Below are 21,225 nucleotides of genomic sequence, written 5' to 3' on the forward strand. Positions count from 1 at the left end.
CTCCTCAATGAGCCGCTAGTACGGCTGGTGTCTGAGGGACGGTCAATGGTTCCGTCCTCTTAACACGATGAGAGACCCACCACAGCCCCGGCTGTTTCGAACCTGTCATTGGGCTGTGAAAATGAACCGGTTTCTGTGAGGGCTGTCCTCAGCGGACGGCGGGCTCAGCGGCCGCGGTCCAGCGCGTCCAGTAACCTCTTAACCGATCCGCCCAGATTCCAGTCCTTGGCCAGTTGCTCAAGTTCAGTGCGAGCCTCTCCTGTGACGGGGCGCAGTTCAGCGCCTGCTTCTTCCAGCGTCGGCACCTTCAAGTCGCGCACGACATTCACGACGGCGGGCGCCACCTTGAGATAGTCAGCCGCCGCGGACAGCTTGGCCCGGAGGGAAGCCGACAACCCGCCGTCGGGGGCTTCCGCCGCCTCAAGAAGTCCTTGCAATGAACCGTGCGTGCCAAGCAACGACGCCGCCGTCTTTTCGCCGATGCCGGCGACTCCGGGCAGCCCGTCGGAGGCATCGCCCCGGAGTGTTGCGTAGTCGGCGTATTGCTGGGGCAGGACACGGTACTTGCCCACCACGACGACGTCCGTGAGGACTTCCAGGTTCTTCATGCCGCGCGCCGTGTAAATGATGCGGATCCCACGGTCGTCATCCACGAGCTGGAAAAGGTCGCGGTCACCGGTAACCACGTCCGTCGGGAAGGTCGCCAGGCTCGCATAGGTCCCAATAACGTCATCAGCCTCGTGCTCGTCAACTCCCACCACAGCGATCCCGGCAAGGTCCAGTACTCGGCGGATCATGGGAATCTGCGCCTCAAGCGGGTCAGGGACAACCTCTACATCCGGACCATTCGCAACGATCTCCGCGACCCTGTGCGATTTATAGCTGGGAATCAGGTCAACGCGCCATTGCGGGCGCCAATCGTTGTCCCAGCAGGCGACCAAGTGCGTGGCTTCGTAGTCGGTGGTGAGGCGGGCGATCATGTCCATCAGTCCCCGCACAGCGTTCACGGGCGTTCCGTCGGAACGGCGGATTGAGTCGGGCACACCGTAGAAGGCGCGGAAATACAAGGAGGCAGTGTCCAAGAGCATCAGTCGCGGCATACCTGATCCTGACATGCCCATGGTTCAATCCGCCGGAAGCTGCACAAGGTTCCGTCATAAGACTCTTCAAGGACTTGAACACGGGTGTGAGCCGCATTACGATTATCTGAGCGATAATAGAACACGTTGTTCTATTATCGAACATCGTAACGAGATAGCCCACAAAGAAGTGAGGAAAGCCTGTGCAGTTCCACCACCACGGTTACGTATCCGGTGACCCTCGAGTCGAGCCGGCCGACGGCGTCGGAATCAACCGCCCAGCCGAGCTTCCCGACGAAGTTGACGTCCTTATCGTGGGCACGGGCCCGGCGGGCATGCTGACCGCGGCACAGCTATCCCAGTTCCCTGACGTCACCACACGAATCATTGAGCGCCGCCCCGGGCGGTTGGCCATCGGCCAAGCCGACGGCATCCAAGCCCGCAGTGTCGAGACTTTCCAAGCCTTCGGCTTTGCAGAGCGGATCACGGCCGAGGCATACCGCATCACGGAAATGGCGTTCTGGAAGCCGGACCCGGCCGACCACTCCCGGATCGTCCGGGCAGCTCGGGCAGTGGATGATCCCGCCGGGATCAGCGAGTTCCCTCACCTCATCGTCAACCAGGCCCGGGTCCTGGACTACTTCGCAGAATTCATGGCCAACTCCCCCACACGCATGTCACCGGACTACGGCTACGAGTTCCACAGCCTCAACGTCACCGGCGAGGGCGACTACCCGGTGGAGGTGACCCTTGGCCACACATCCGGGTCCAACGAAGGCCAGAAACGGGTCATTCGCGCCAAGTATGTGGTGGGTGCAGACGGCGCGCGCAGCCAGGTCCGCGAGTCCATCGGATGTCACCTGGCCGGCGACCAAGCCAACCACGCATGGGGCGTCATGGACGTCCTTGCCGTCACCGACTTCCCTGACATCCGCACCAAGTGCGCCATCCAGTCCGGCGCCGGCGGCAGCATCCTGCTGATCCCTCGCGAAGGCGGCCACCTGTTCCGCATGTACGTCGACTTGGGCGAAGTCAACCCCAATGACAAAGGCGCCGTGCGCAAAACCACTATCGAACAGATCATCCAGAAAGCCAACGACATCCTTCACCCGTACACCCTGGACGTGCGCAACGTGGCCTGGCACAGCGTTTACGAGGTAGGCCACCGGCTCACGGACAGGTTCGACGACGTCCTGCCGGAGGAGCGCGGTACGCGCACCCCGCGGGTGTTCATCACTGGCGATGCGTGCCACACCCACAGTGCCAAAGCGGGACAGGGCATGAACGTGTCCATGCAGGACGGCTTCAACATCGGCTGGAAACTCGGCCACGTCCTCGAGGGCCGCAGCCCCGAAAGCCTGCTGGACACCTACTCGGCTGAACGCCAGGTAGTGGCGAAGAACCTCATCGACTTCGACAAGCAGTGGTCCACGCTGATGGCCAAGAAGCCCGAAGAATTCGAAGACCCCGCGGAACTGGAGACTTTCTACACCAGTACCGCCGAGTTCCCGGCAGGTTTTATGACCCAGTACGCGCCCTCAATGCTGGTTGCGGAGGCACGGCATCAGGAGCTCGCCACGGGCTTCCCTGTGGGTAAACGCTTCAAATCGGCTCCCGTCCTGCGGGTCTGCGATACCAACCCCATGCACCTTGGGCACCACGCCAAAGCGGACGGCCGCTGGCGTATCTATGTCTTCGCTGACGCGGCGCAGGCTGGATCCCAGGGACCTGTGGCGGACTTTGCCGAGTGGATCGCGAACTCGCCGGACTCACCGCTGGCCGCGACGCCGTCGGACGCTGACCGTGACGCTTGGTTCGACGTGAAGGTGATCTACCAGCAGGACCACACCAACATTGATATCAACGCGGTACCTGCAGCGTTCAAACCCGCCGTAGGGCCTTTCAAGCTCACCTACCTTGAGAAGGTCTTCGGCACAGACCCCAACAACGACATCTTTGAGCTCCGCGGCCTCAGCCGCGATGGCGTGGTTGTAGTCGTTCGGCCGGACCAGTACGTCGCCCACGTGCTTCCGTTGACAGCGACAGCTGAACTCGGCAACTTCTTTGCCCCGCTGCTGTCAGCAGGACGTACTGAAGTCACGGCGAAGAAGCCGGGCCTGGTGAGTAATCAGGCGTAGCAACCAAGGCTACGGGCGGGAAGTCGAGGCCATCCTCCCCGCCCGTGCCAACGCCAGACCGTGACTGGTGTTCTATAGTGTCGGAGCCGTCAGGCAGAATGTGATTCATGGGGCGTTGGAGCGAAGAGACAGTAATGAAGGCCGCCCCGGACTCGTCCTCGCTTGCAGCAGCACGGAAACTTGCGCATCCCGGCCCGTGGTCCGACTCAGGCAGCAACGATGTCCTTGTATGGGGAAAGTGCCAAGGCAGTGGGAAAACGCCATATCAAGTGAGCGTGGACATCATCGCACCCGCCTACCGGTGCTCGTGTCCCAGCCGGAAGTTTCCCTGCAAGCACGCATTGGCACTGCTGCTTCTTTGGTCCCGGGGTGAGGCAGCCGGGGCCGGAGCCGACACCGCTGATTTCGCAAAGGAATGGGCCGATCAACGGGTTGATCGTGCCACGGCAAAAGAACGGCGACAGGCCGAACAACCCGTTGATCCGGAAGCACAGGCAAAGCGGCTCGCCGCCAGGCTCGCCCTCATGGATGCCGGGATCGATGATTTCTCGCGGTGGCTAACGGACCTCGTACGGACCGGACTTGCCGCTGCCCGCAATCAGCCATATTCCTGGTGGGATGGCGTGGCAGCCCGCTTGGTGGACTCCCAGGTTCCCGGTTTGGCCGAACAAGTGCGGGAAATGGCATCCCAAATCCACGGCAGGACGGACTGGGCAGACCATCTTCTCCTTCACGCGGGCCGGTGGTGGGCCCTGACAAAGGCATGGGCAGCAAGAGACGCACTCACACCGGACGAATTCGCTGACGTCAAGGCTGCCCTCGGCTGGGCCACGGCGTCTGCTGACGTCCAGGACACCGAGTCGCTGGTGGGCCCGTGGCTGGTGCTCGGAGCCCACCGCAGTGACGACGGACGCCTCCAGCAACAACGGACCTGGCTTCGCGCACCCGACGGCACAACGGTCGTCATCCTGGACTTCGCCGGACAAGGCCAGGGGCTGGCTGCGCCGCAACTCGCGGGAGCGAAGCTTGATGTCACAGTTGCCCGTTACCCCGGTTCAGCGCCCCGGCGTGCTTTGTTCACCGGACCCATCATCCCGCAGGGCGTGGCCACAAGCCTCGGCACCGGCTACAGCATCCGGCAAGCGCTCGAACAGGAGTCAGCAGCAGTCGCGCGCTCGCCGTGGCGGACCAGGCATCCGGTGATGCTGGAAGGCGTCACCGTCAACCCGCAGGGCATGGGGTGGGTGCACGATCCGAGTGGCGACGCACTTCCCTTGGTGGATGCTCCCTTCGACTCCCTGCTGGCGCTGACAGGCGGCCATGCTGCGGACGTTTTCGGTGAACTGGAAGATGGCCGCCTGCGTCCGCTGACCGTCGTCGTCGATGGAACGGTGGTGACCCCATGATCTGGTTGGCAGAACTCCGAACAGCGGCCTTGGTGGGAACCGCTCGGCACGACGCCCCCGAGCCGCCCGTCGCGCTGGGTTTTCGTGCGCCGGATAGCCTGACCCGCGAGGAATCCCTGCTCGATCAAGCAGCACTGGCCGACGCCGTAACCCGAGCGTCCCGGACAGCATCCTCAGCCCCAGCCACCGGTCTGGTTTCGCCTGCCCCCGCTGACACGGAGCCCCAAGCGAGCGGCGAGGCCGCCCGGCTCTTGGAGCTATTGCTGACCCAGCCGCCCGTGGGGCTTGAGTTGAGAATCCAGCTGGTAGTGGACTGGCTGAGGTTTGCCGAAGAATCACGACGGCGGGTCCCTCACCGGCTGCTGCCGACGTTGCTCAATTTGGCGGAGACCAGATCCGCTGTTTTCAGGAGTCTTGAACCGGCAATCGGAACCCGCGGCCGCTGGTTGCAAGAACTCAAGAGCCCGTCCTCACGCGAACCGGCAGATGAATGGTCTGAACTCGGGAGCGCCGCCGCTGCAGTCGAGCTGGACCGGCTAAGAGGCCGTAACCCGGCAGCTGCGCGCGAGCAGCTCCGTGGACACTGGCCGTCGCTCAGCGCCAGGGAACGCGCGGGCAACCTGGCTCTGTTTGCCGGCAACCTCAATGACGACGACGAAGGTTTGCTGGAACAAGCCTTGGACGACAAAGCGAAGAGCGTACGGGACGTTGCGCTCCGGCTCCTCGACCAACTCCCCGGGAGTGCGCGTGCGGCCCGCATGGCCACCCGGCTCCTACCCCTGCTGCACGTCAAAGGGCTCCTCAACAAGCGCCTGGACATCGATCTCCCTCCGGACCCTGACCAAGAGGCACTGCGCGACGGAATTCCCGCCGATCCTCGCAGAGGTGAACCTGATCGGCTCGCACGGTTGGATGTGATCATCCGTGGCGCACCGCTTGAGGTTTGGACATCGGTATCCGGCCGGAACCGGGCGGGCACCGCGGCACTGCTGCAGGGCGAACCGCGCATCATGGAAGCGTTGATCGCCACGGCTGCCGCCCGCGACGATGCTGAGTGGGCACGCGCGCTGCTGACTGTCAGGACGGACAGAAGGCTGCTGGGTTGCCTCCCTCCCAACGAGCGGGAACATTGGCTGGTGAGGCATGTCCGGGAAAGCGGCGACGAACCGCTGACGCTGGCTCCCCTACTGCAGGACGTGCCGCAGCCTTGGTCCGCGCCGTTGGCGGAAGCGGTACTGACACTGATTTCCGGCAAGGACGGCGGCCGTTTGGCAGCGACGCTGGCCGCAGTCCTTCCAACCGCCCTCCCGCCCGCGGCCACCGAACAATGCCGGCAACTTTTGGCACGAACAGACGACGACGCCGTCCGGCGCCGGGTGCTGCGCGATGCCGTCCAATACCAATCATTCAGACAATCCCTGACGGAGGCTTTCCGATGACCGATGCCCAGAATGCAACGGAAGTTCTTCGCGCCCACGCCGAGAATGCGTATGCCGATGAGCTCAGCGCCCTGGCCGCTGTTGATGACCGCCCCCGTCCGCCCAGTTGGCGTCTCTCCCCTTGGGCTGTCACCACCTACATCCTCGGTGGGACGTTGGCCAATGGGGCCGTGATCACTCCAAAGTATCTGGGCTCCGAACGCTTGGTGGAAATCGCCGTGGCGTCACTGGCCACGGACCGCGCCCTGCTGCTGCTGGGCGTTCCGGGAACCGCGAAAACATGGCTTGGAGAGCATCTGGCCGCAGCGATCTCAGGCTCGTCCACTCTGGTGGTTCAGGGCACTGCGGGTACACCGGAAGAAGCCTTGCGTTATGGGTGGAACTATGCGCGTCTGCTCGCGGATGGCCCCTCCCGTGCCGCCATGGTCCCCGGTCCCGTCATGCGGGCCATGGAGACGGGAAGCCTGGTGCGCGTGGAGGAACTTACCCGTATCCCCTCCGATGTGCAGGATTCCCTCATCACCATCCTTAGCGAAAAGACCCTGCCCATTCCCGAGCTCAACGAGGAAGTCCAAGCACGGAAGGGCTTCAACGTGATCGCCACCGCGAACAACCGCGACAAAGGCGTCAACGACCTCTCGTCCGCCCTTCGCCGCCGTTTCAACACTGTGGTCCTGCCGCTCCCGGACAGCATCGACCAAGAGGTGGAGATTGTGACCACCCGTGTTCGCAGTCTCGGTGAGTCCTTGGAACTGCCGGCGGATTTGGCCGCACTTTCCGAGATCCGGAGGGTGGTCACCGTCATGCGCGAGCTGCGGTCCGGCGTAACCCAGGACCAGCGCACCACCATCAAATCGCCCTCGGCTACGTTATCCACGGCGGAAGCTATTTCCGTGATGACCAACGGACTCTCCCTGGCGGCGCATTTTGGAGATGGCACCGTCCGGGCGGACGATGTAGCCGCGAGCCTGGTGGGCGCAGTAATCAAGGATCCTGTCCAGGACCGCGTGATCTGGCAGGAGTACTTGGAGACCGTCGTCCGGAATCGGCCTGAATGGAAAGACCTCTACCGGGCCTGCCGCGACCTCGAATCGCCCAACTAAGACATGACAGACGTCCACATTCTGGGGATCCGCCACCACGGTCCTGGTTCGGCCCATTCCGTTGCTGAAGCCTTGGCAGCCCTTCGACCTGATCTGGTGTTGGTCGAAGGGCCGCCCGAGCTTGACCAGGTCATCCCGCTGGTCACGGATCCGGACATGGTTCCGCCAGTCGCCGGCCTGATTTACGCTGTGGACGAGCCCCGTTTGGCCTCCTTCTACCCGATGGCCGGTTTCTCGCCTGAATGGGTAGCAATCCGCTGGGCCCTGACCACCGGTAAGTCCGTGCGTGCCATCGACCTGCCTGCTGCACACACCTTTGCGCTCCGGGTAGCGGAGGAACGTGCTTTATCGGCTTCGGTGGAGGATGACCCCACCGCCACCACCGAGGACGACGGCGGCACCGCCGACACTGTCGAGGAACCTCCAGCTGTCCCGCAGCTGGCTTTCCGGCCCGACGCTATCGGGATGCTGGCCGAGGCTGCGGGGTACAGCGATGCTGAGCGCTGGTGGGAGGACGCGGTGGAACACAGGAACTCGGACCCTGTTGAGCGGTTTGATGCCCTCCGCGATGCGATCTCGGAAATCCGAGGCATGGATCAGCGTCCCGCTGACCATCCTGACGTGGTGGAGAACAATCGCCGGGAAGCTGCCATGCGGCGCATCCTGCGGGCTGCCATGCGGGAAGGGCATGAACGCATCGTTGTAGTGTGCGGTGCCTATCACGCACCGGCATTGGTACCCGCCGGTTTTCCTTCAGCTTCGGCCGACAACAAGGTACTCGCCGGTTTGCCGAAAGCGAAGGTGGCCGTCACCTGGGTTCCCTGGACCTCGAACCGGCTCAGCTTGGGCAGCGGATACGGCGCAGGGGTCACTGCGCCGGGCTGGTATCAACACCTGTTCGCTCATTGGATGGGGAACGATCCCACGAGGGATGTGGCAACCACTTGGCTGGTTCGGGTAGCCCATGCGCTTCGTAAAGAGAACCTGGATGCGTCCACTGCGTCGGTGGTAGAGGCCAGCAGGATGGCTACCGCGTTGGCCGCCGTTCGCGGAAGGCCCAGCCCTGGCTTACCTGAATTGGACGATGCCGCGCAGACTGTTCTTTGCGACGGTTCTCCCCTGCCGCTGGCCCTGGTTCACCGCGAACTTACTGTTGGCCGCGAGCTGGGAAACGTTCCAGACTCTGTGCCAACCCTCCCGTTGGCCGCCGACCTCGCCGCTACCCAGCGCAAGCTGCGCATGAAAGCCAGCGCCATGGAAGAAGTCATGGTCCTGGACCTGCGTAAGCCGAACCAGTTGGCACGTTCGGTGTTACTCCACCGCCTTGCGCTGCTGGGGGTGGACTGGGGTCAGCCAACGGACACCGGCCGGACCACCGGCACTTTCAAAGAAGCGTGGACCCTCCTGTGGAAGCCTGAATTGGCTGTTTCGGTGGTGGAAGCCAGCCGCTACGGCACCACCGTTGCCTCAGCCGCAAGCACTTTCGTCTCGGAGCAGGCGCAGGCAGCCGAAGGCCTGCCGGTCCTTGGCAAACTGTTGGAAGGCTGTCTCCTGGCCGAACTGCCCGACGGTATTGCCGGCGTCGTGTCCGTCCTGGCGGAACGCACCGCACTTCAGCAGGACACTGCTCCCCTTTTGGAAACCATCGCCCCCTTGGCCCGCACTTGCAGGTACGGCAACGTTCGAGCGGTGGACGTGAGTGATGTTCGGAAGATCCTCGAAGCTACGGTGGTGCGCGCCTGTGTGGGACTGCCCACGGCCTGCGCCGGCTTGGATGACAATGCTGCTGGCGCGATGCGTCGGGCCATTGATTCGGCGCAGGATGGTTTGGCCCTGCTGGCTGAGCTGCCGTTGGATGACTGGCATGCAGCGCTTGCCGCAGTGGCCCGGTCAGACACCATTCATGGTGCGGTGGCTGGCCGGGCCACCCGGCTTCTGATGGACGCGGGGTTGGTGGAAGGAGACGACGTGGCGGCACGTCTTAGTCGACGCCTCTCCATCGCCACGCCCGCGCCGGAAGCCGCTGCGTGGCTGGACGGTCTGCTGTCCGGGGACGCCACATTGCTCATCCACGATCCGCGCCTCCTGCAGATCGTCGATGACTGGGTGGAGGGTGTGGACGACGAGGTGTTCGAGGACGTCTTGCCATTGGTCAGGAGGACGTTCTCGGCTTTCAGCAGGCCTGAGCGGCGGGAAATCGGCGAGCAGCTAAGCCGGGTCGGGTCTGGCGGCACCAGCGCGGAAGCCATCAGCATGGACCTGGCTGGAGCTGGCCCGGCAATACAAACGATTGCAGGAATTTTGGGATGGGAGGCGATCGCATGACGGGTACTTCCGACCAGACGGATGGCTCAGGCACGGCCGATGTTTCCGGCAATGCTTCCGCCGGTGCGGGCCGGGACCGGTTGAGCCGGTGGCGTCTGGTACTGGGCGGGCAGGACGCGGACGGCATTTCAACAGAGGACGGTGTCCCCGTCCAACTATCTGATGATGATGTTAGACGGGACCAGGCGCTGGAAGAGCTCTACGGTGGCGGGTCCGGGCAGCGTGGAGGACTGGGGTCGTCGAGTCCACGCGTGGCCCGCTGGCTGGGGGATATCCGCGGGTACTTTCCCTCCTCAGTGGTCCAAGTGATGCAGTCTGATGCTATGGACCGGCTCGGCCTGAGGCAGTTGCTGCTGGAGCCGGAGATGCTGCGCACTGTACAACCCGACATTGGCTTGGTGAGCACTTTGGTGGGACTGGGGCGGGTGATCCCCGAAGAGTCCCGGGAAACCGCCAGGTCAGTCGTTCGCCAGGTCACCACGGAACTTGAGGAACGGCTGCGCGCCAAGACGATCCAAGCGGTCTCGGGTGCCCTCAATCGTTCCGCCAGGACGCGCCGCCCAAGGCACAGGGACATCGACTGGAACAGGACCATCGCCGCCAACCTCAAGCATTACCAGCCCGAGTACCGCACGGTGGTGCCTGAGCGGCTGCATGGCCATGCAAGGCGCAGCACCGAGATTCAGCGCGAGATTATCCTGTGCATTGACCAATCAGGATCAATGGCTGAATCCGTGGTGTACTCCAGTGTCTTCGGAGCAGTTCTCAGCTCTCTGCGGTCGGTGAGCACCAGGTTGGTGGTTTTTGACACCGAAGTTGTAGATCTCACGGAAGACCTGGATGACCCCGTGGATGTGCTGTTCGGCGTACAGCTAGGCGGCGGGACCGACATCAACCGAGCCCTTGCCTATTGCCAGGATCAGATAACCAAGCCCGCCGAGACCATCCTCGTGCTGATCAGCGACCTTTATGAAGGCGGCATAGCTGAAGAGATGCTGCGTCGAGCCGCGTCAATTGTGGGTGGCGGGACCACCATGATTGCTTTGCTGGCCTTGAGCGACAGCGGACATCCATCCTTCGACTCACGTCATGCAGCGGCTCTGGCCGGCATCGGCGTGCCGGCTTTCGCGTGCACACCGGATCTCTTTCCGGACATGATGGCTGCGGCCATTGAGCGCCGGGATGTCAGCGAATGGGCAGCCTCCCAGGACATCCCCACAAGTCACGAAACGTAGTTCTCCATCCACGGAGCTCTGGCGGAGGACGGGCAACGGCGCGAGAATTAGCTGGTGGTCCCTCCTCGCACCGGCGAGGGCGGCGACACCCTGAATGACGCCGCCCGAAAGATCCAGCGCGTCTATCTGACATTGACGCTGGGCAATACCGTTGCGGCCTCCTTCATCTGGGGAATCAACACCCTGTTCCTGCTGGATGCCGGTTTAAGTAACCTGGAAGCGTTTGCCGCCAACGCCTTCTTCACCGTAGGCATGGTGCTGTTTGAGGTCCCTACCGGAGTGATCGCCGACGGGTGGGGCCGGCGGGCGTCATTCCTGCTGGGAACGGTGACGCTGGCCGTGTCCACTTATCTGTACTTCGTGATGTGGCAGATCTCCGCGCCGTTCTGGATGTGGGCTGTGGTCTCGGTTCTCCTGGGTCTCGGCTTTACGTTCTTCTCCGGTGCTGTTGAAGCATGGCTCGTGGATGCCCTGCGTTTCTCGGGCTACGAAGGCGGGCTGGAGTCTGTGCTTGGCCGAGGCCAGATGGTGCAGGGTGGCGCGATGCTCGTGGGCTCAGTAGCAGGAGGGGTGATTGCCCAGGCCACCAATCTTGGCGTGCCCTTCCTCCTTCGTGTGCTGGTTCTGCTCGCCATGTTTGCGGTGGCCTTTGGACTCATGCACGACGTCGGCTTCACGCCTGAGCGTTCGACGCATCCCCTCCGCGCGACACGGGCGGTACTGTCTGCGTCGATCGAGAACGGCTTGAAAAACCCGCCCGTGCGTTATGTGATGCTGGCCGCCCCCTTTAGTGCTGGCGTCGGAATTTACGTCTTCTATGCACTGCAGCCCTACCTCCTTGACCTGTTCGGCGATCCCAGGGCTTATTCCATCGCGGGCTTGGCCGCCGCGATTGTTGCGGGATCGCAGATCCTGGGAGGCTGGCTCGCCCCGCACGCCCGGCAGCTATTCCACAGGCGCACCTCCGTGCTCATCCTTGGAGCGACGGTGGGTGGCGTCATCCTGCTGGTCCTCGGTTTCACGCGTATCTTCTGGGTGGCTCTGATATTGCTCGCGCTCTGGGCCGTCGTCGGTTCTGCCGCCACGCCAGTCCGGCAGGCCTATGTCAACGACATGATCCCTTCGAAGCAGCGGGCCACAGTCCTGAGCTTCGATTCGCTGATGGGCTCCAGCGGCGGCGTAGTTATCCAGCCGGTCCTGGGCCGGGGAGCTGACCTTTACGGCTATCCGGCATCATTGGCCATGGCAGGATTCATTGAGCTCATCGCGTTGCCGTTCCTGCTGGCCAGCCGGAGGCAGGGCGCAGCAGCCGACCGGGCCAGCACAACTGAAACCTCCCCGGACACGGAATCCTTGCCGTGAGTAGGGTGTTCGGGGGCATGGCTGCCAGCTTGGACGGATAGATCGCGTCAGAGAACGGCGACCTTTCATGGCTGAACGACGCCATGGCCAAGGACGAGGACTACGGTTTTGAAGCCACCGAGCGCAGAACCGGGGCTTACATCATGGGGGCCAACACCATGGAGTGCCGTCATTACCCGTCCGGAATCGTCCTGCTGAATTACCGGTTGAAGGGCCCGGGGAGTTAGGGAAATCGGTCAGCGCAGGGCATCTGAGATTGATTTCGCTCCTCCGTGGCTGCTCTGTCCACCGTCAACCGGCAGGTCCACTCCCGTGACGAAATCGGCCATGGGGCTCAGGAGGAAAAGCACGACGGCGGCCACCTCCTCCGGCGTCCCGGTCCGGCCCAGCGGGGTTTCGGCAATGGTGGCTTCCTTGAACACGGGGTTTGCATCGGCGGTCATGGGGGTCTCAATGAATCCTGGATGTACCGAATTGACCCGGATTCGCTGTGGCCCGAGCTCCGTGGCGGCAGCGATGGTTAGCCCACGCAGAGCCCATTTGCTGGCAGTGTAGGCGACCGGATAGTGCCCGGTGAGCGCTGCCACTGATCCAACGTTGACGATGGAACCCCCGGCTCCTGCCGCGGCCAACATCAGGGTTTCGGCAAGACCCTGCCCGCCATTGGCCCCGGTAATCACAACATTTCGATCAGTCATGTCAATCACGGCAAAGACATCCTTTGTTTCTGAAACGGGTCATCCGGGCAGAACAGCTGACCAGCCGCCGTCGACCATGAGGTTGGCGCCGGTGACATAGGAGGCCTCGTCGGAGGCAAGGAACAGCGCGCAGTTGGCTACCTCCATGGCATCACCCACCCGCCCCAGCGGTATGTGTGCCGCAATATCGCGCATGGGATGCTCTTCCGCGAGGAGATCGGACTCGGTGGCGGGAGTGCGGATCATGCCGCGACTCACACAGTTCACGCGAATCCCGCGAGGAGCGCCTTCTGCCGCCAGTTGTTTTGTCATTGCCACCACCGAGCCTTTGGTTGCGGTGTGTGCCAGTCGCCCGTTGGTCACCTAGCCGGACACTCCTGCCGTGGAACCAACAAGAACGACGGCGGACTGCCTGGCTTTACCGAGCAACGGCCAGAAGTGCCGGACGGGAAGAAACACGACGTCCACCTCGTGCCGGAAATTCCAGGTCCAGTCTTCGTAGCTGATCGCCTCCAACGCCGCAAAGCGGGTGGCCGCCGCGTTGGCGTAGAGTACGTCAACCCGGCCATGGAGCCTGTCCACGACGCCTGCCCATGTTCGCACGGAAGCCTCATTGCTCAGGTCCACCTCTTGGGCGGAGTCTACTGTCATCCCACCATCCTGTGGCCACGTCAGCTATCGGGGAATACCGCATTCAGGATAGGAGCTATCCATGCCGTGGATGGGCGCTGGCTAGCTGCTTTGACCTGCCGACACGACGACAGGATGCGCCGTCACGGGAAAAATCTCATGGAGCTGTGAACAGGCGCGCTGGACTACGGAACGGAGCCAGACGTTTGCGGGATCCTCGGTCTGGGAGGGATGCCAGTACATGGCCTCCACCAACGCAGCTTCGAGCTCTTCGGTGAACTCAAGGACTTCGATGTTCGCCCCTCGCTGCGCCCTTGAGGCCAGCATGCGCGGAACCAGCGCCACAAGATCCGTGCCCTCTACCAGGAGCGGCAATGACAGGAAGCCGGCCACCACGGCCGCTACGCGTCGTCGAACTCCGTGGGATTCAAAAAGCTTGTCGGCCGGTGTGCTGATGCCTTCGCCGAAGTATCCAACAGCGTGCGGCACCGCAACGAGGTCCTCCAACGTCAATCGGGGCAACTGGAGAAGCGGATTTCCTGCATCGGCCACAACCACGAAGCTGTCCCGGAAAAGCTGTTTGCTCTCACCCTGCATCCTGTAGCCGGTGGGCCCCACCAACAGGTCCATCCTGGAATATTCGGCCATGGTTCCCTGGAGCCCGGACGTGGGGACGAAATCCACCACCACCTGTGGCGCCTCCCGCTGAAGGATCCCGCGCAAAGGACCCACGATGAGTGCCGCCGCGTAATCAGATGCGGCGATCACAAACTCCCGCTCGCTTGTAGTGGCATCGAACCCGGACCGGACGCGCGTGGCCCGCTGGATGTGGAGCATGGCTTCATCAACCAACGGGACCAAAGATTGCGCGAAGGGAGTGAGCTCATAGGTGCGCCCGTTGCGGACCAGAAGTTCGTCGTCGAAATGCCTCCTGAGCCTTGCCATCGCAGCACTCGTGGCCGGCTGGCTAAGCTGCAGCCGCTCGGCCGCCCGGGAAACATTCCGCAGCTCCAACAGAACCTGGAGTTGTGGCAGCAGGTTCAGGTCCAGGTTCTTCATGCCCCTAGGTTATCCAGCGGTGGAGGACATTAGTGCGTTGCGCTCACAAGCCGCGGGCCTCGAACCAGGACGGCCAGCAGCGCGAGGGCGCAAGCTCCGCCCAATGCCCCGAGTGCGAGGGCGAGGTTCCCCAGGGCGGCAGCCGTTGCGCCGAGGACGATGGGCGTCAGGAATTGCCCGATGAACAAGGTTGCTGTCCAGATACCCGTGCCGCGGCCGCGCTGGGAAAACTCCAGTCCGTTGACGGCCCACGTCAGGAGTGTCGGCAACAGCACACCGGTACCGGCGCTGGCCACAACGGCACCCAGTATTGTCAAAGGAACGCTGCCCGCTGCCGACACCACGCAAAGCCCGACGGCGGCAAGGCCGAAGGCGCCCACCAGCAGTTTGCGGGTACCCAGCTTGGCAAGGTAGCGGAAGGAGATGGCACCCGCTGCACTGGCCAAGGAAGCGACCGCAGCCGCTCCACCGATGAGCCCGGTGTCCGTAACGCCCAGCCCGGTGATGACGTAGGGCAGATGGACGATCAAAGCGTAAAACACAATGCCACCGAACAGTGTCACAGCGGCCGGCGCACCAATTTGTCGCCATGGCACCGGCTGTTTCGCCGTCGTATCGACGTGGGCTTGGCTCTTTGCCGGTTCCCACAGTTTGAAAATCATGGGGACCACCAGCACGGCGCTGACGGCGTACAGCCAGAAGGGAGTCCTCCAGCTGATGCTGCCCAGGACGCCACCCAGTGCGAAGAAGGCAGTGGCTGCCAGCGCGCTGACCATGGTCTGGAGACCTAAGTATTTGTTCCGCTGCTGGCCCGCGTAGTAGTCGGTGATCAGGGTGGTGCAGCACGTCATGATCGCAGCCTCGGCGATACCTACACCGACTCGCGACAACGCTATGGCCCCGAGGGAGTCCAGCCATAGAGGCGCCGTTCCGAAGAGGGCGTACGCCAGCATCGCAACTATAAGAAGTTGCTTGCGTCCCACACGATCCGCCACGTACCCGGCCAGCGGCGAGAACAACGCCACAAACAGGGCCGGCACGGTAAGGACCAAGGGAACCAGGATGGCTACTCCGGCGGTATCGGCGAAGACCTGGTTCAGGGTGGGGAGTACGGGTGCCAGCAGAACTGCACCCAGTACGGGCATGCAGCTGCCGGCGACCAGTAGCGCAGCCTGTGTCTTTCCGGCCGCTCGGCCGGCAAGTGGCGGGCGGGTTTCAGTTGCCGTTGGGTCCATGGTGCTCATTAGGTGTTCCTTCGCCTTTGAAGATGGTCCCCGGGGTGGCAGAAACGCCGGGAGGGACTGCATTCACTGTGGCAAGGGGTCTGAAGGCGGAGAATAGCGGTTTTGGTATAGCAGGTATTCGTACGATCGATACCCAGCTGCCCGCCACAACTATTTGTTCAACGGATAGTTGCTATCAGATAGTTGCCCTTCTCCGAATACGTGATGTGGCTCATGGTTGATACAGGACCTGCAGATAACTGTCCGAGCAACCAGAGCACTTAGAAGGAATTCATCGTGGAAACTCCCCTCTCCCATCTTGCCCACCTCGAGATCACCGCGCCGGACATCGAAGCCTCGGCACGGTTCTACGAGGAAAAATTCGGCATGCGCATCATCGACCGCGTAGATGGCAACGTTTATCTGCGATGCTGGGGCGATTACTACCGTTACAGCCTGGTGATTACCGAAGGCCCGGAGGCCTCCTTAGGGCGGATGGCATGGCGCACCAACTCGCAGGCCGCGCTCGAAGCTGCAGCAGCCCGCGTTGAAGCAACCGGGGTGCAGGGCACCTGGACTGCGGGCGGCCACGGTTTCGGCAAAGCCTACGAGTTCACGGGTCCTTACGGCCACCACATGCGCCTCTTCTACGACGTAGAGAAATTCGTTGCAGAACCCGGTTTCGAATCCATCTATCCGGACCGTCCCGAGCGCCGCAGCAGCCACGCAGCTGCTCCCCGCTTCCTGGACCACGTCACGGTCGCTTCCTCTGACGTCCGGGGCTTCGCCAAGTGGTACAACGAGGCTCTCGGCTTCCGCGTCATGGCCTTCGTCGACTTGGATGAAGCACCCATCACGGTGTTCTCAGTACTGACCACCAACGAGAAGTCCCACGACCTCGGCGTCGTGCTCGATACCTCCAAGCGCGCCGGTCGAGTCAACCACATCGCCTTCTGGGTGGACGCTACCGAGGACCTGCTCCGCACCGCCGACGTGATGATGGAAAACGGCACGCCCATGGAATATGGTCCGTCCATTCACGGCGTGGGAGAGCAGAACTTTCTGTACTTCCGCGACCCGTCAGGCCTGCGGGTGGAGCTGAACTCCGGCGGCTACCGCAACTACGTTCCGGACTGGGACGCCAACACGTGGAAGCCCTCGGAAGGATCCAACAACTTCTACAAGAACGGTGCGATGCCACACTCCATGACAGAATCCTTCCCGCCGGCCGAAGGGTTCACCGCGACGGAGGAAGGCGCTTCCGCAGAAATGAAAGAAGCCCTCCTGAACCCCTACGCAAAGCAGGGTCGGGGCTAAATCCATGGCGAACGCAACATACTCCCTGATCCGGTTCCAGGAACCCGGCGACAGTAAAGCCAAAACGGGCCTGCTGGTAGGCGAACGTGTCCTGCCACTGGATACGGACATCAACTCACTGATCCAGCACTGGGAAACCACTGAAAGCGAACTTGACCAGCTTGCCGCATCAGCCGATGGGCAGTCGGGCCTGGCACTCGCCGGCGTCGAGGTCCTGGCTCCGGTGGAACCCGCCCAAGTGCTGCAAACCGGAGCCAACTACCGCAAGCACGTGGTTGACCTTGCCGTGGCACACCGGGACTCCGGCCAGGACGCAGAAGAGGTGCGGGCCAAGACGGCGGCCATGATGGACAAACGTGCAGGCCAGGGGACGCCGTACTTCTTTATCGGGCTTCCCACCGCCATTGCTCCGGCTACGGATGACCTGACACTGCCGGGCTACAGCAAATCCCACGACTGGGAGCTGGAACTGGCCGCCGTGATTGGGAAGGAAGCCTTCCGCGTCACTCCCGAAGAGGCCCTCGAATACGTCTTCGGTTACACCATGGTCAACGACATCACCACCCGGGAGTACGTCTTCCGCAAGGACATGCCCGCCATCGGTTCGGACTGGTACAGGGCCAAGAATGCCCCCGGCTTCCTGCCCACCGGTCCCCTGCTGGTGCCGGCGAAGTTCTTTGGCGACCCACAGGACGTCCAGGTCACACTGAAGCTCAACGGCAAGGCCATGCAGGACGAGTCCACTCACGACATGATCTTCGGCGTCGCCAAGCTTGTCAGCGAAGCGTCGCAGATCATGCCGCTCCGGCCAGGCGATCTGGTGCTGACCGGCAGCCCCGCCGGCAACGGACAGCACTGGGGCAGGCTCCTCCAGGACGGCGACGTCATGGAAGGCACTATCACCGGGCTGGGTACCCAACTCATCCACTGCAAGGACGAACAGTGACTACCGACGCCGTGGAAGCGCACACGATTCAGCGGGCTGATCCGATGGCCAGCATCACCGCAGCCGCCAAGCTGTACAACAACTGGGGTCGCTGGGGTGAAGACGACGTCCTCGGTACCCTCAATTTCATCGACAATGGCAAGCGTGTGGAGGCGGCCTCACTGGTGAGGTCGGGCGAGGCGTTCTCCTTGTCCCAGCCGTTCGACACCAATGGACCCCAGAAGGGGTGGCGTCGCCGAACCAACCCGGTCCACACCATGACCGACACCGGCGTAGACGCTGAGCGCGGCAACCAGGGATTTCCCCACGGGTTCGGCGGGGCTGACGATGTGATTGCCATGCCGCTGCAGTGCTCCACCCAGTGGGACGGGCTGGGCCATATCTTTGATCGCGGCAAAGCTTGGAACGGCCGGGCAGCAGGCGACGTCGTGACCTCAGAAGGCGACCTGGTGACGGGGATCGAAACTGCCGCCGCTAAAATTGTCACCCGTGGCGTTTTGCTGGATGTGGGCCGCGCACTGGGTCCGGAGCTGGGGCGCGCCGACGGGGAATTACCCGACGGCTTCGCCATCACTCCGGAGCACCTGGAGCGAACCATTGAACGCCAGGGCCCCACCTCCGCCGTTCGCCGAGGGGACATCGTGGTGATCCGCACGGGGCAGTACACGCGGGCCCGCCGCGACGGCTGGGGTGAGTACGCAGGCGGCTCGGCGCCGGGTCTGTCCTTCACCACCGCATCGTGGCTGCACGCCTCGGAAATCGCCGGGGTAGCAACGGACACCTGGGGATTCGAGGTCCGGCCCAATGAGTTTGAGGGTGCTTTCCAGCCGCTTCACCAGATCGCCATTCCAAACCTCGGATTGTTCCTGGGTGAAATGTGGGATCCGGATACTCTGGCCGAGGCGTGTGCGGCAGACGGCAGGTACGAGTTCATGCTCACCGCCGCTCCACTCCCCATCACGGGCGCTGTCGGTTCACCTGTCAACCCCATCGCCGTCCGCTAGCAAATCTGTTACAACGCAGCACAATAGGCAGTAACGCCGTCACCACAAAGGAGTCAAAGATGGCAGCAGTACAGAGGGTCGGAATCGTCGGAGCGGGAGCTGCGGGACTGGCCGCCGCCATCCTTCTGGCCGAAGCCGGCGTCGAGGTGGAGGTTCTGGAGAAGGCCACCGAACCGCAAACCCTGGGCTCCGGCATCACCTTGCAGGGAAACGCCTTGCGCATCCTGCGCACCCTGGGTGTTTGGGAACAGGTGGAAGCAAAAGGCTACGGGTTCAGCACCCTTGGCCTGCGGGCGCCCAACCCCGACGGCACCGTCCTGGCGGTCCTCGAGGACATCAAAACCGGTGGTGACGACCTCCCGGCCACGTTGGGAATGTACCGCCCGGACTTGACCGCGATCCTTCGGGACCGTGCCGAAGACGCCGGTGCGACGATCAGCTACGGCAAGGCCGTCACAGCTATGACCGACGACGGCGGCAGCGTCACCATCCGCACTGCCGACGGCGGCAGCTCGCGCTATGACCTGCTCATCGGCGCTGACGGACTCCACTCGGCCGTACGTAAGGCGATCGGCATCAAAGAGGAGCCACAGTCCACCGGCATGGGTATCTGGCGGGCCTTCGTCGAGCGGCCGGAGGAAGTCGTCAGAACTGATCTGACCTACGGTGGGCCGTGTTTCATCGCCGGATACTGCCCCACCGGACCTAACACCATCTACGCCTACCTTGTGGAGAAAGCCCAGGAACGCCGGCACGAGGACGGACCCAAGGTGATGACGGAACTCGCCGCCGCGTACGGCGGCCCATGGAACGAGATCCGATCCAGCCTGGACCATGGCGCACGCATCAATTACACCTGGTTCACCTCGCACCTCGTGGAAGGCCCCTGGAACCGTGGACGCATCGTCATCATCGGCGATGCAGCACACAGTTGCCCGCCCACTGTTGCCCAAGGTGCTGCCATGGCGTTGGAAGATGCTGCGGTCCTCGCGGAACTGTTGATTGCCGCAGACCACGTCACCGAGACTCTCTGGAAGGAGTTCGCAGACCGCCGTATGGAGAGGGCAACTGCCGTGGTGAGAGCGTCGGTCCAGTTGGGCCAGTGGATGCTGGACGGCGTCCGGGACGCAGACGTTCCCGGCCTCATGAACTCGCTCTCCACCATGCTCAAGGAACCCGCATGAACCACATCGACACCGCCCAACACCCCATTGTGGATGTCCACGCGCATGTCCTCATTCCGGCACTCCAGCAGTTGGTGGCAGAGGGAGACCCTCAAGGATTCGCTGAGCTGCAGGCCCTGGAAGTGAGGCGAAACGGTCCCGAGTCCATGGCCAACTCCGGCCTGATGATTAAGGAGCGCTGGCCACAGCTCACTGACCTCGAACGTCGCTTGGCTGACATGGACGCCCAAGGCGTGGACGTGCAGCTGGTTTCGCCCTCGCCGTCGCACTTCTACTATTTCGCCGGTGAAGGACTCGCGCTCAAGCTCGCCAAACAGTCCAACGAGGCAGTGCGCGACGTTGTGCAGCAGGCGCCCGAACGGTTGAACGGATTGGGTTTGGTTCCGTTGCAGCACCCGCAGCTCATGGTCGAAGCCTTGGAACATGCCGTTCTTGGCTGTGGCCTCATGGGCGTGGAGATCGGGTCCTTTGCGGCCACTCCCGGAGACCCGGAACGGAGCACCGTTGAACTCTCCGATCCACGACTGGAACCCTTCTGGAGCCGGGCCTCGGAGCTGGGCGCCATTGTGTTCCTGCACCCGTTCGGCTGCTCATTGGACGAGCGACTGGATCGCTTTTACCTGGCCAACACGGTCTCCCAGCCTGCAGAGAACGCCGTAGCGCTGTCCCACCTGATTTTCAGCGGAGTACTGGACAGGCACCCCGGTCTCAAGATCCTCGCCGCCCATGGGGGTGGCTACCTTCCCACCACCATCGGCCGATCGGACCACGCCTGGAAGGTTCGCCCTGAGGCGCAGCGGTGCGCCGAACCGCCGTCGTCCTACCTTCAGCGGATCTTCTTCGACTCCCTGACGCACGGGCCCCGCGAGCTGCGCGCGCTCGTCGAAGTCGCGGGCCCCGGGCAGGTGATGCTCGGCTCGGATTACCCGTTCGACATGGGCTCCGACAATCCCGTTGGTGAAGTCCATGCGGCCGGTCTCCCCGCGGCCGATCCCGCCAAGGTTCTCGCTGGCAACGCTGCTGCCTTGGGCATCACCGCTGCGGCAGCCCTCACCGTCCGCTCCAGAGCGTAAGGAA

The 21,225-nt window shown here is 63.0% G+C and carries 17 protein-coding genes and 1 pseudogene; 13 read left to right on the top strand and 5 right to left on the bottom strand.

Annotation, left to right across the window (positions count from 1 at the left end):
- Nucleotides 1–164 precede the first annotated feature (164 nt).
- Entirely contained in the window at nucleotides 165–1,115 is a 951-nt protein-coding gene (locus tag AC6CH8_RS03875) for a 5'-3' exonuclease (RefSeq protein WP_498189240.1), read from the bottom strand.
- A gap of 167 nt (nucleotides 1,116–1,282) precedes the next feature.
- On the opposite strand from AC6CH8_RS03875, the gene AC6CH8_RS03880 reads away from it, so the two are divergent.
- The 8 genes from AC6CH8_RS03880 to AC6CH8_RS03915 all read left to right on the top strand — a co-directional run bounded on the left by AC6CH8_RS03880 (nucleotide 1,283) and on the right by AC6CH8_RS03915 (nucleotide 12,314).
- Entirely contained in the window at nucleotides 1,283–3,217 is a 1,935-nt protein-coding gene (locus AC6CH8_RS03880; RefSeq protein WP_498188721.1) for an FAD-binding monooxygenase, read from the top strand.
- A 107-nt stretch (nucleotides 3,218–3,324) separates the two neighbouring features.
- Nucleotides 3,325–4,623: an SWIM zinc finger family protein gene (locus AC6CH8_RS03885; RefSeq protein WP_498188723.1), complete on the top strand. Its 1,299-nt coding sequence runs from the start codon at nucleotides 3,325–3,327 to the stop codon at nucleotides 4,621–4,623.
- Nucleotides 4,620–6,062, top strand: a complete 1,443-nt coding sequence (locus AC6CH8_RS03890) for a DUF5691 domain-containing protein (protein ID WP_498188725.1) — start codon at nucleotides 4,620–4,622, stop codon at nucleotides 6,060–6,062. Before AC6CH8_RS03885 ends, AC6CH8_RS03890 begins: the two co-directional genes overlap by 4 nt.
- The gene (locus AC6CH8_RS03895) at nucleotides 6,059–7,165 is read left to right on the top strand and encodes an ATP-binding protein (protein ID WP_364304985.1); all 1,107 of its coding nucleotides are present in this window, start codon (nucleotides 6,059–6,061) and stop codon (nucleotides 7,163–7,165) included. The genes AC6CH8_RS03890 and AC6CH8_RS03895 overlap by 4 nt, the downstream gene beginning before the upstream one ends.
- 3 nt (nucleotides 7,166–7,168) lie before the next feature.
- Nucleotides 7,169–9,490, top strand: a complete 2,322-nt coding sequence (locus tag AC6CH8_RS03900) for a DUF5682 family protein (RefSeq protein WP_498188728.1) — start codon at nucleotides 7,169–7,171, stop codon at nucleotides 9,488–9,490.
- A complete protein-coding gene (locus AC6CH8_RS03905) occupies nucleotides 9,487–10,725 on the top strand; it encodes a VWA domain-containing protein (protein ID WP_498188730.1) in 1,239 nt (412 codons plus the stop codon). The genes AC6CH8_RS03900 and AC6CH8_RS03905 overlap by 4 nt, the downstream gene beginning before the upstream one ends.
- A gap of 54 nt (nucleotides 10,726–10,779) precedes the next feature.
- Nucleotides 10,780–12,087, top strand: coding sequence for an MFS transporter (locus tag AC6CH8_RS03910; protein ID WP_091467259.1), 1,308 nt, complete (start codon nucleotides 10,780–10,782; stop codon nucleotides 12,085–12,087).
- An 83-nt stretch (nucleotides 12,088–12,170) separates the two neighbouring features.
- Complete coding sequence (locus AC6CH8_RS03915; protein WP_498188732.1) at nucleotides 12,171–12,314, top strand: hypothetical protein; 144 nt, start codon at nucleotides 12,171–12,173, stop codon at nucleotides 12,312–12,314.
- Nucleotides 12,315–12,323: 9 nt separating this feature from the next.
- Here AC6CH8_RS03915 and AC6CH8_RS03920 read toward each other — a convergent pair whose 3' ends face one another.
- From AC6CH8_RS03920 to AC6CH8_RS03935, 4 genes and pseudogenes are all read right to left on the bottom strand, one after another.
- Nucleotides 12,324–12,785: an SDR family NAD(P)-dependent oxidoreductase gene (locus tag AC6CH8_RS03920; protein WP_498189242.1), complete on the bottom strand. Its 462-nt coding sequence runs from the start codon at nucleotides 12,783–12,785 to the stop codon at nucleotides 12,324–12,326.
- 39 nt (nucleotides 12,786–12,824) lie between these two features.
- Nucleotides 12,825–13,436: pseudogene (locus AC6CH8_RS03925) on the bottom strand (SDR family NAD(P)-dependent oxidoreductase).
- Between the two features lie 81 nt (nucleotides 13,437–13,517).
- Nucleotides 13,518–14,474: a LysR family transcriptional regulator gene (locus AC6CH8_RS03930; protein WP_498188734.1), complete on the bottom strand. Its 957-nt coding sequence runs from the start codon at nucleotides 14,472–14,474 to the stop codon at nucleotides 13,518–13,520.
- 29 nt (nucleotides 14,475–14,503) lie between these two features.
- Nucleotides 14,504–15,718, bottom strand: a complete 1,215-nt coding sequence (locus tag AC6CH8_RS03935) for an MFS transporter (protein WP_498188736.1) — start codon at nucleotides 15,716–15,718, stop codon at nucleotides 14,504–14,506.
- Nucleotides 15,719–15,994: 276 nt separating this feature from the next.
- On the opposite strand from AC6CH8_RS03935, the gene AC6CH8_RS03940 reads away from it, so the two are divergent.
- Genes AC6CH8_RS03940 through AC6CH8_RS03960 form a run of 5 tightly spaced genes read left to right on the top strand, consistent with a single transcriptional unit; the run spans nucleotide 15,995 to nucleotide 21,221 of the window.
- On the top strand, nucleotides 15,995–17,014 hold the full coding sequence (locus tag AC6CH8_RS03940; protein WP_498188738.1) for a VOC family protein: 1,020 nt from the start codon (nucleotides 15,995–15,997) through the stop codon (nucleotides 17,012–17,014).
- Between the two features lie 4 nt (nucleotides 17,015–17,018).
- Nucleotides 17,019–17,960, top strand: a complete 942-nt coding sequence (locus tag AC6CH8_RS03945) for a fumarylacetoacetate hydrolase family protein (protein WP_498188740.1) — start codon at nucleotides 17,019–17,021, stop codon at nucleotides 17,958–17,960.
- A gap of 44 nt (nucleotides 17,961–18,004) precedes the next feature.
- Nucleotides 18,005–18,964 carry a cyclase family protein gene (locus AC6CH8_RS03950; protein WP_454812582.1) on the top strand — a complete coding sequence of 320 codons (960 nt, stop codon included), beginning with the start codon at nucleotides 18,005–18,007 and terminating at the stop codon, nucleotides 18,962–18,964.
- A gap of 59 nt (nucleotides 18,965–19,023) precedes the next feature.
- Nucleotides 19,024–20,148: an FAD-dependent monooxygenase gene (locus AC6CH8_RS03955; protein ID WP_498188741.1), complete on the top strand. Its 1,125-nt coding sequence runs from the start codon at nucleotides 19,024–19,026 to the stop codon at nucleotides 20,146–20,148.
- Nucleotides 20,145–21,221, top strand: coding sequence for an amidohydrolase family protein (locus AC6CH8_RS03960; RefSeq protein WP_498188743.1), 1,077 nt, complete (start codon nucleotides 20,145–20,147; stop codon nucleotides 21,219–21,221). Before AC6CH8_RS03955 ends, AC6CH8_RS03960 begins: the two co-directional genes overlap by 4 nt.
- Nucleotides 21,222–21,225: the final 4 nt, after the last annotated feature.

It is taken from the genome of Paenarthrobacter sp. GQ52 (assembly GCF_059759005.1).

What these genes read in the sequence shown, in the direction of transcription:
- AC6CH8_RS03875 (WP_498189240.1), bottom strand. Translation starts at nt 1,115, where the DNA reads ATGTCAGGATCAGGTATGCCGCGACTGATGCTCTTGGACACTGCCTCC.
- AC6CH8_RS03885 (WP_498188723.1), top strand. Translation starts at nt 3,325, where the DNA reads ATGGGGCGTTGGAGCGAAGAGACAGTAATGAAGGCCGCCCCGGACTCG.
- AC6CH8_RS03890 (WP_498188725.1), top strand. Translation starts at nt 4,620, where the DNA reads ATGATCTGGTTGGCAGAACTCCGAACAGCGGCCTTGGTGGGAACCGCT.
- AC6CH8_RS03895 (WP_364304985.1), top strand. Translation starts at nt 6,059, where the DNA reads ATGACCGATGCCCAGAATGCAACGGAAGTTCTTCGCGCCCACGCCGAG.
- AC6CH8_RS03900 (WP_498188728.1), top strand. Translation starts at nt 7,169, where the DNA reads ATGACAGACGTCCACATTCTGGGGATCCGCCACCACGGTCCTGGTTCG.
- AC6CH8_RS03905 (WP_498188730.1), top strand. Translation starts at nt 9,487, where the DNA reads ATGACGGGTACTTCCGACCAGACGGATGGCTCAGGCACGGCCGATGTT.
- AC6CH8_RS03915 (WP_498188732.1), top strand. Translation starts at nt 12,171, where the DNA reads ATGGCCAAGGACGAGGACTACGGTTTTGAAGCCACCGAGCGCAGAACC.
- AC6CH8_RS03920 (WP_498189242.1), bottom strand. Translation starts at nt 12,785, where the DNA reads ATGACTGATCGAAATGTTGTGATTACCGGGGCCAATGGCGGGCAGGGT.
- AC6CH8_RS03930 (WP_498188734.1), bottom strand. Translation starts at nt 14,474, where the DNA reads ATGAAGAACCTGGACCTGAACCTGCTGCCACAACTCCAGGTTCTGTTG.
- AC6CH8_RS03935 (WP_498188736.1), bottom strand. Translation starts at nt 15,718, where the DNA reads ATGAGCACCATGGACCCAACGGCAACTGAAACCCGCCCGCCACTTGCC.
- AC6CH8_RS03945 (WP_498188740.1), top strand. Translation starts at nt 17,019, where the DNA reads ATGGCGAACGCAACATACTCCCTGATCCGGTTCCAGGAACCCGGCGAC.
- AC6CH8_RS03950 (WP_454812582.1), top strand. Translation starts at nt 18,005, where the DNA reads ATGGCCAGCATCACCGCAGCCGCCAAGCTGTACAACAACTGGGGTCGC.
- AC6CH8_RS03955 (WP_498188741.1), top strand. Translation starts at nt 19,024, where the DNA reads ATGGCAGCAGTACAGAGGGTCGGAATCGTCGGAGCGGGAGCTGCGGGA.
- AC6CH8_RS03960 (WP_498188743.1), top strand. Translation starts at nt 20,145, where the DNA reads ATGAACCACATCGACACCGCCCAACACCCCATTGTGGATGTCCACGCG.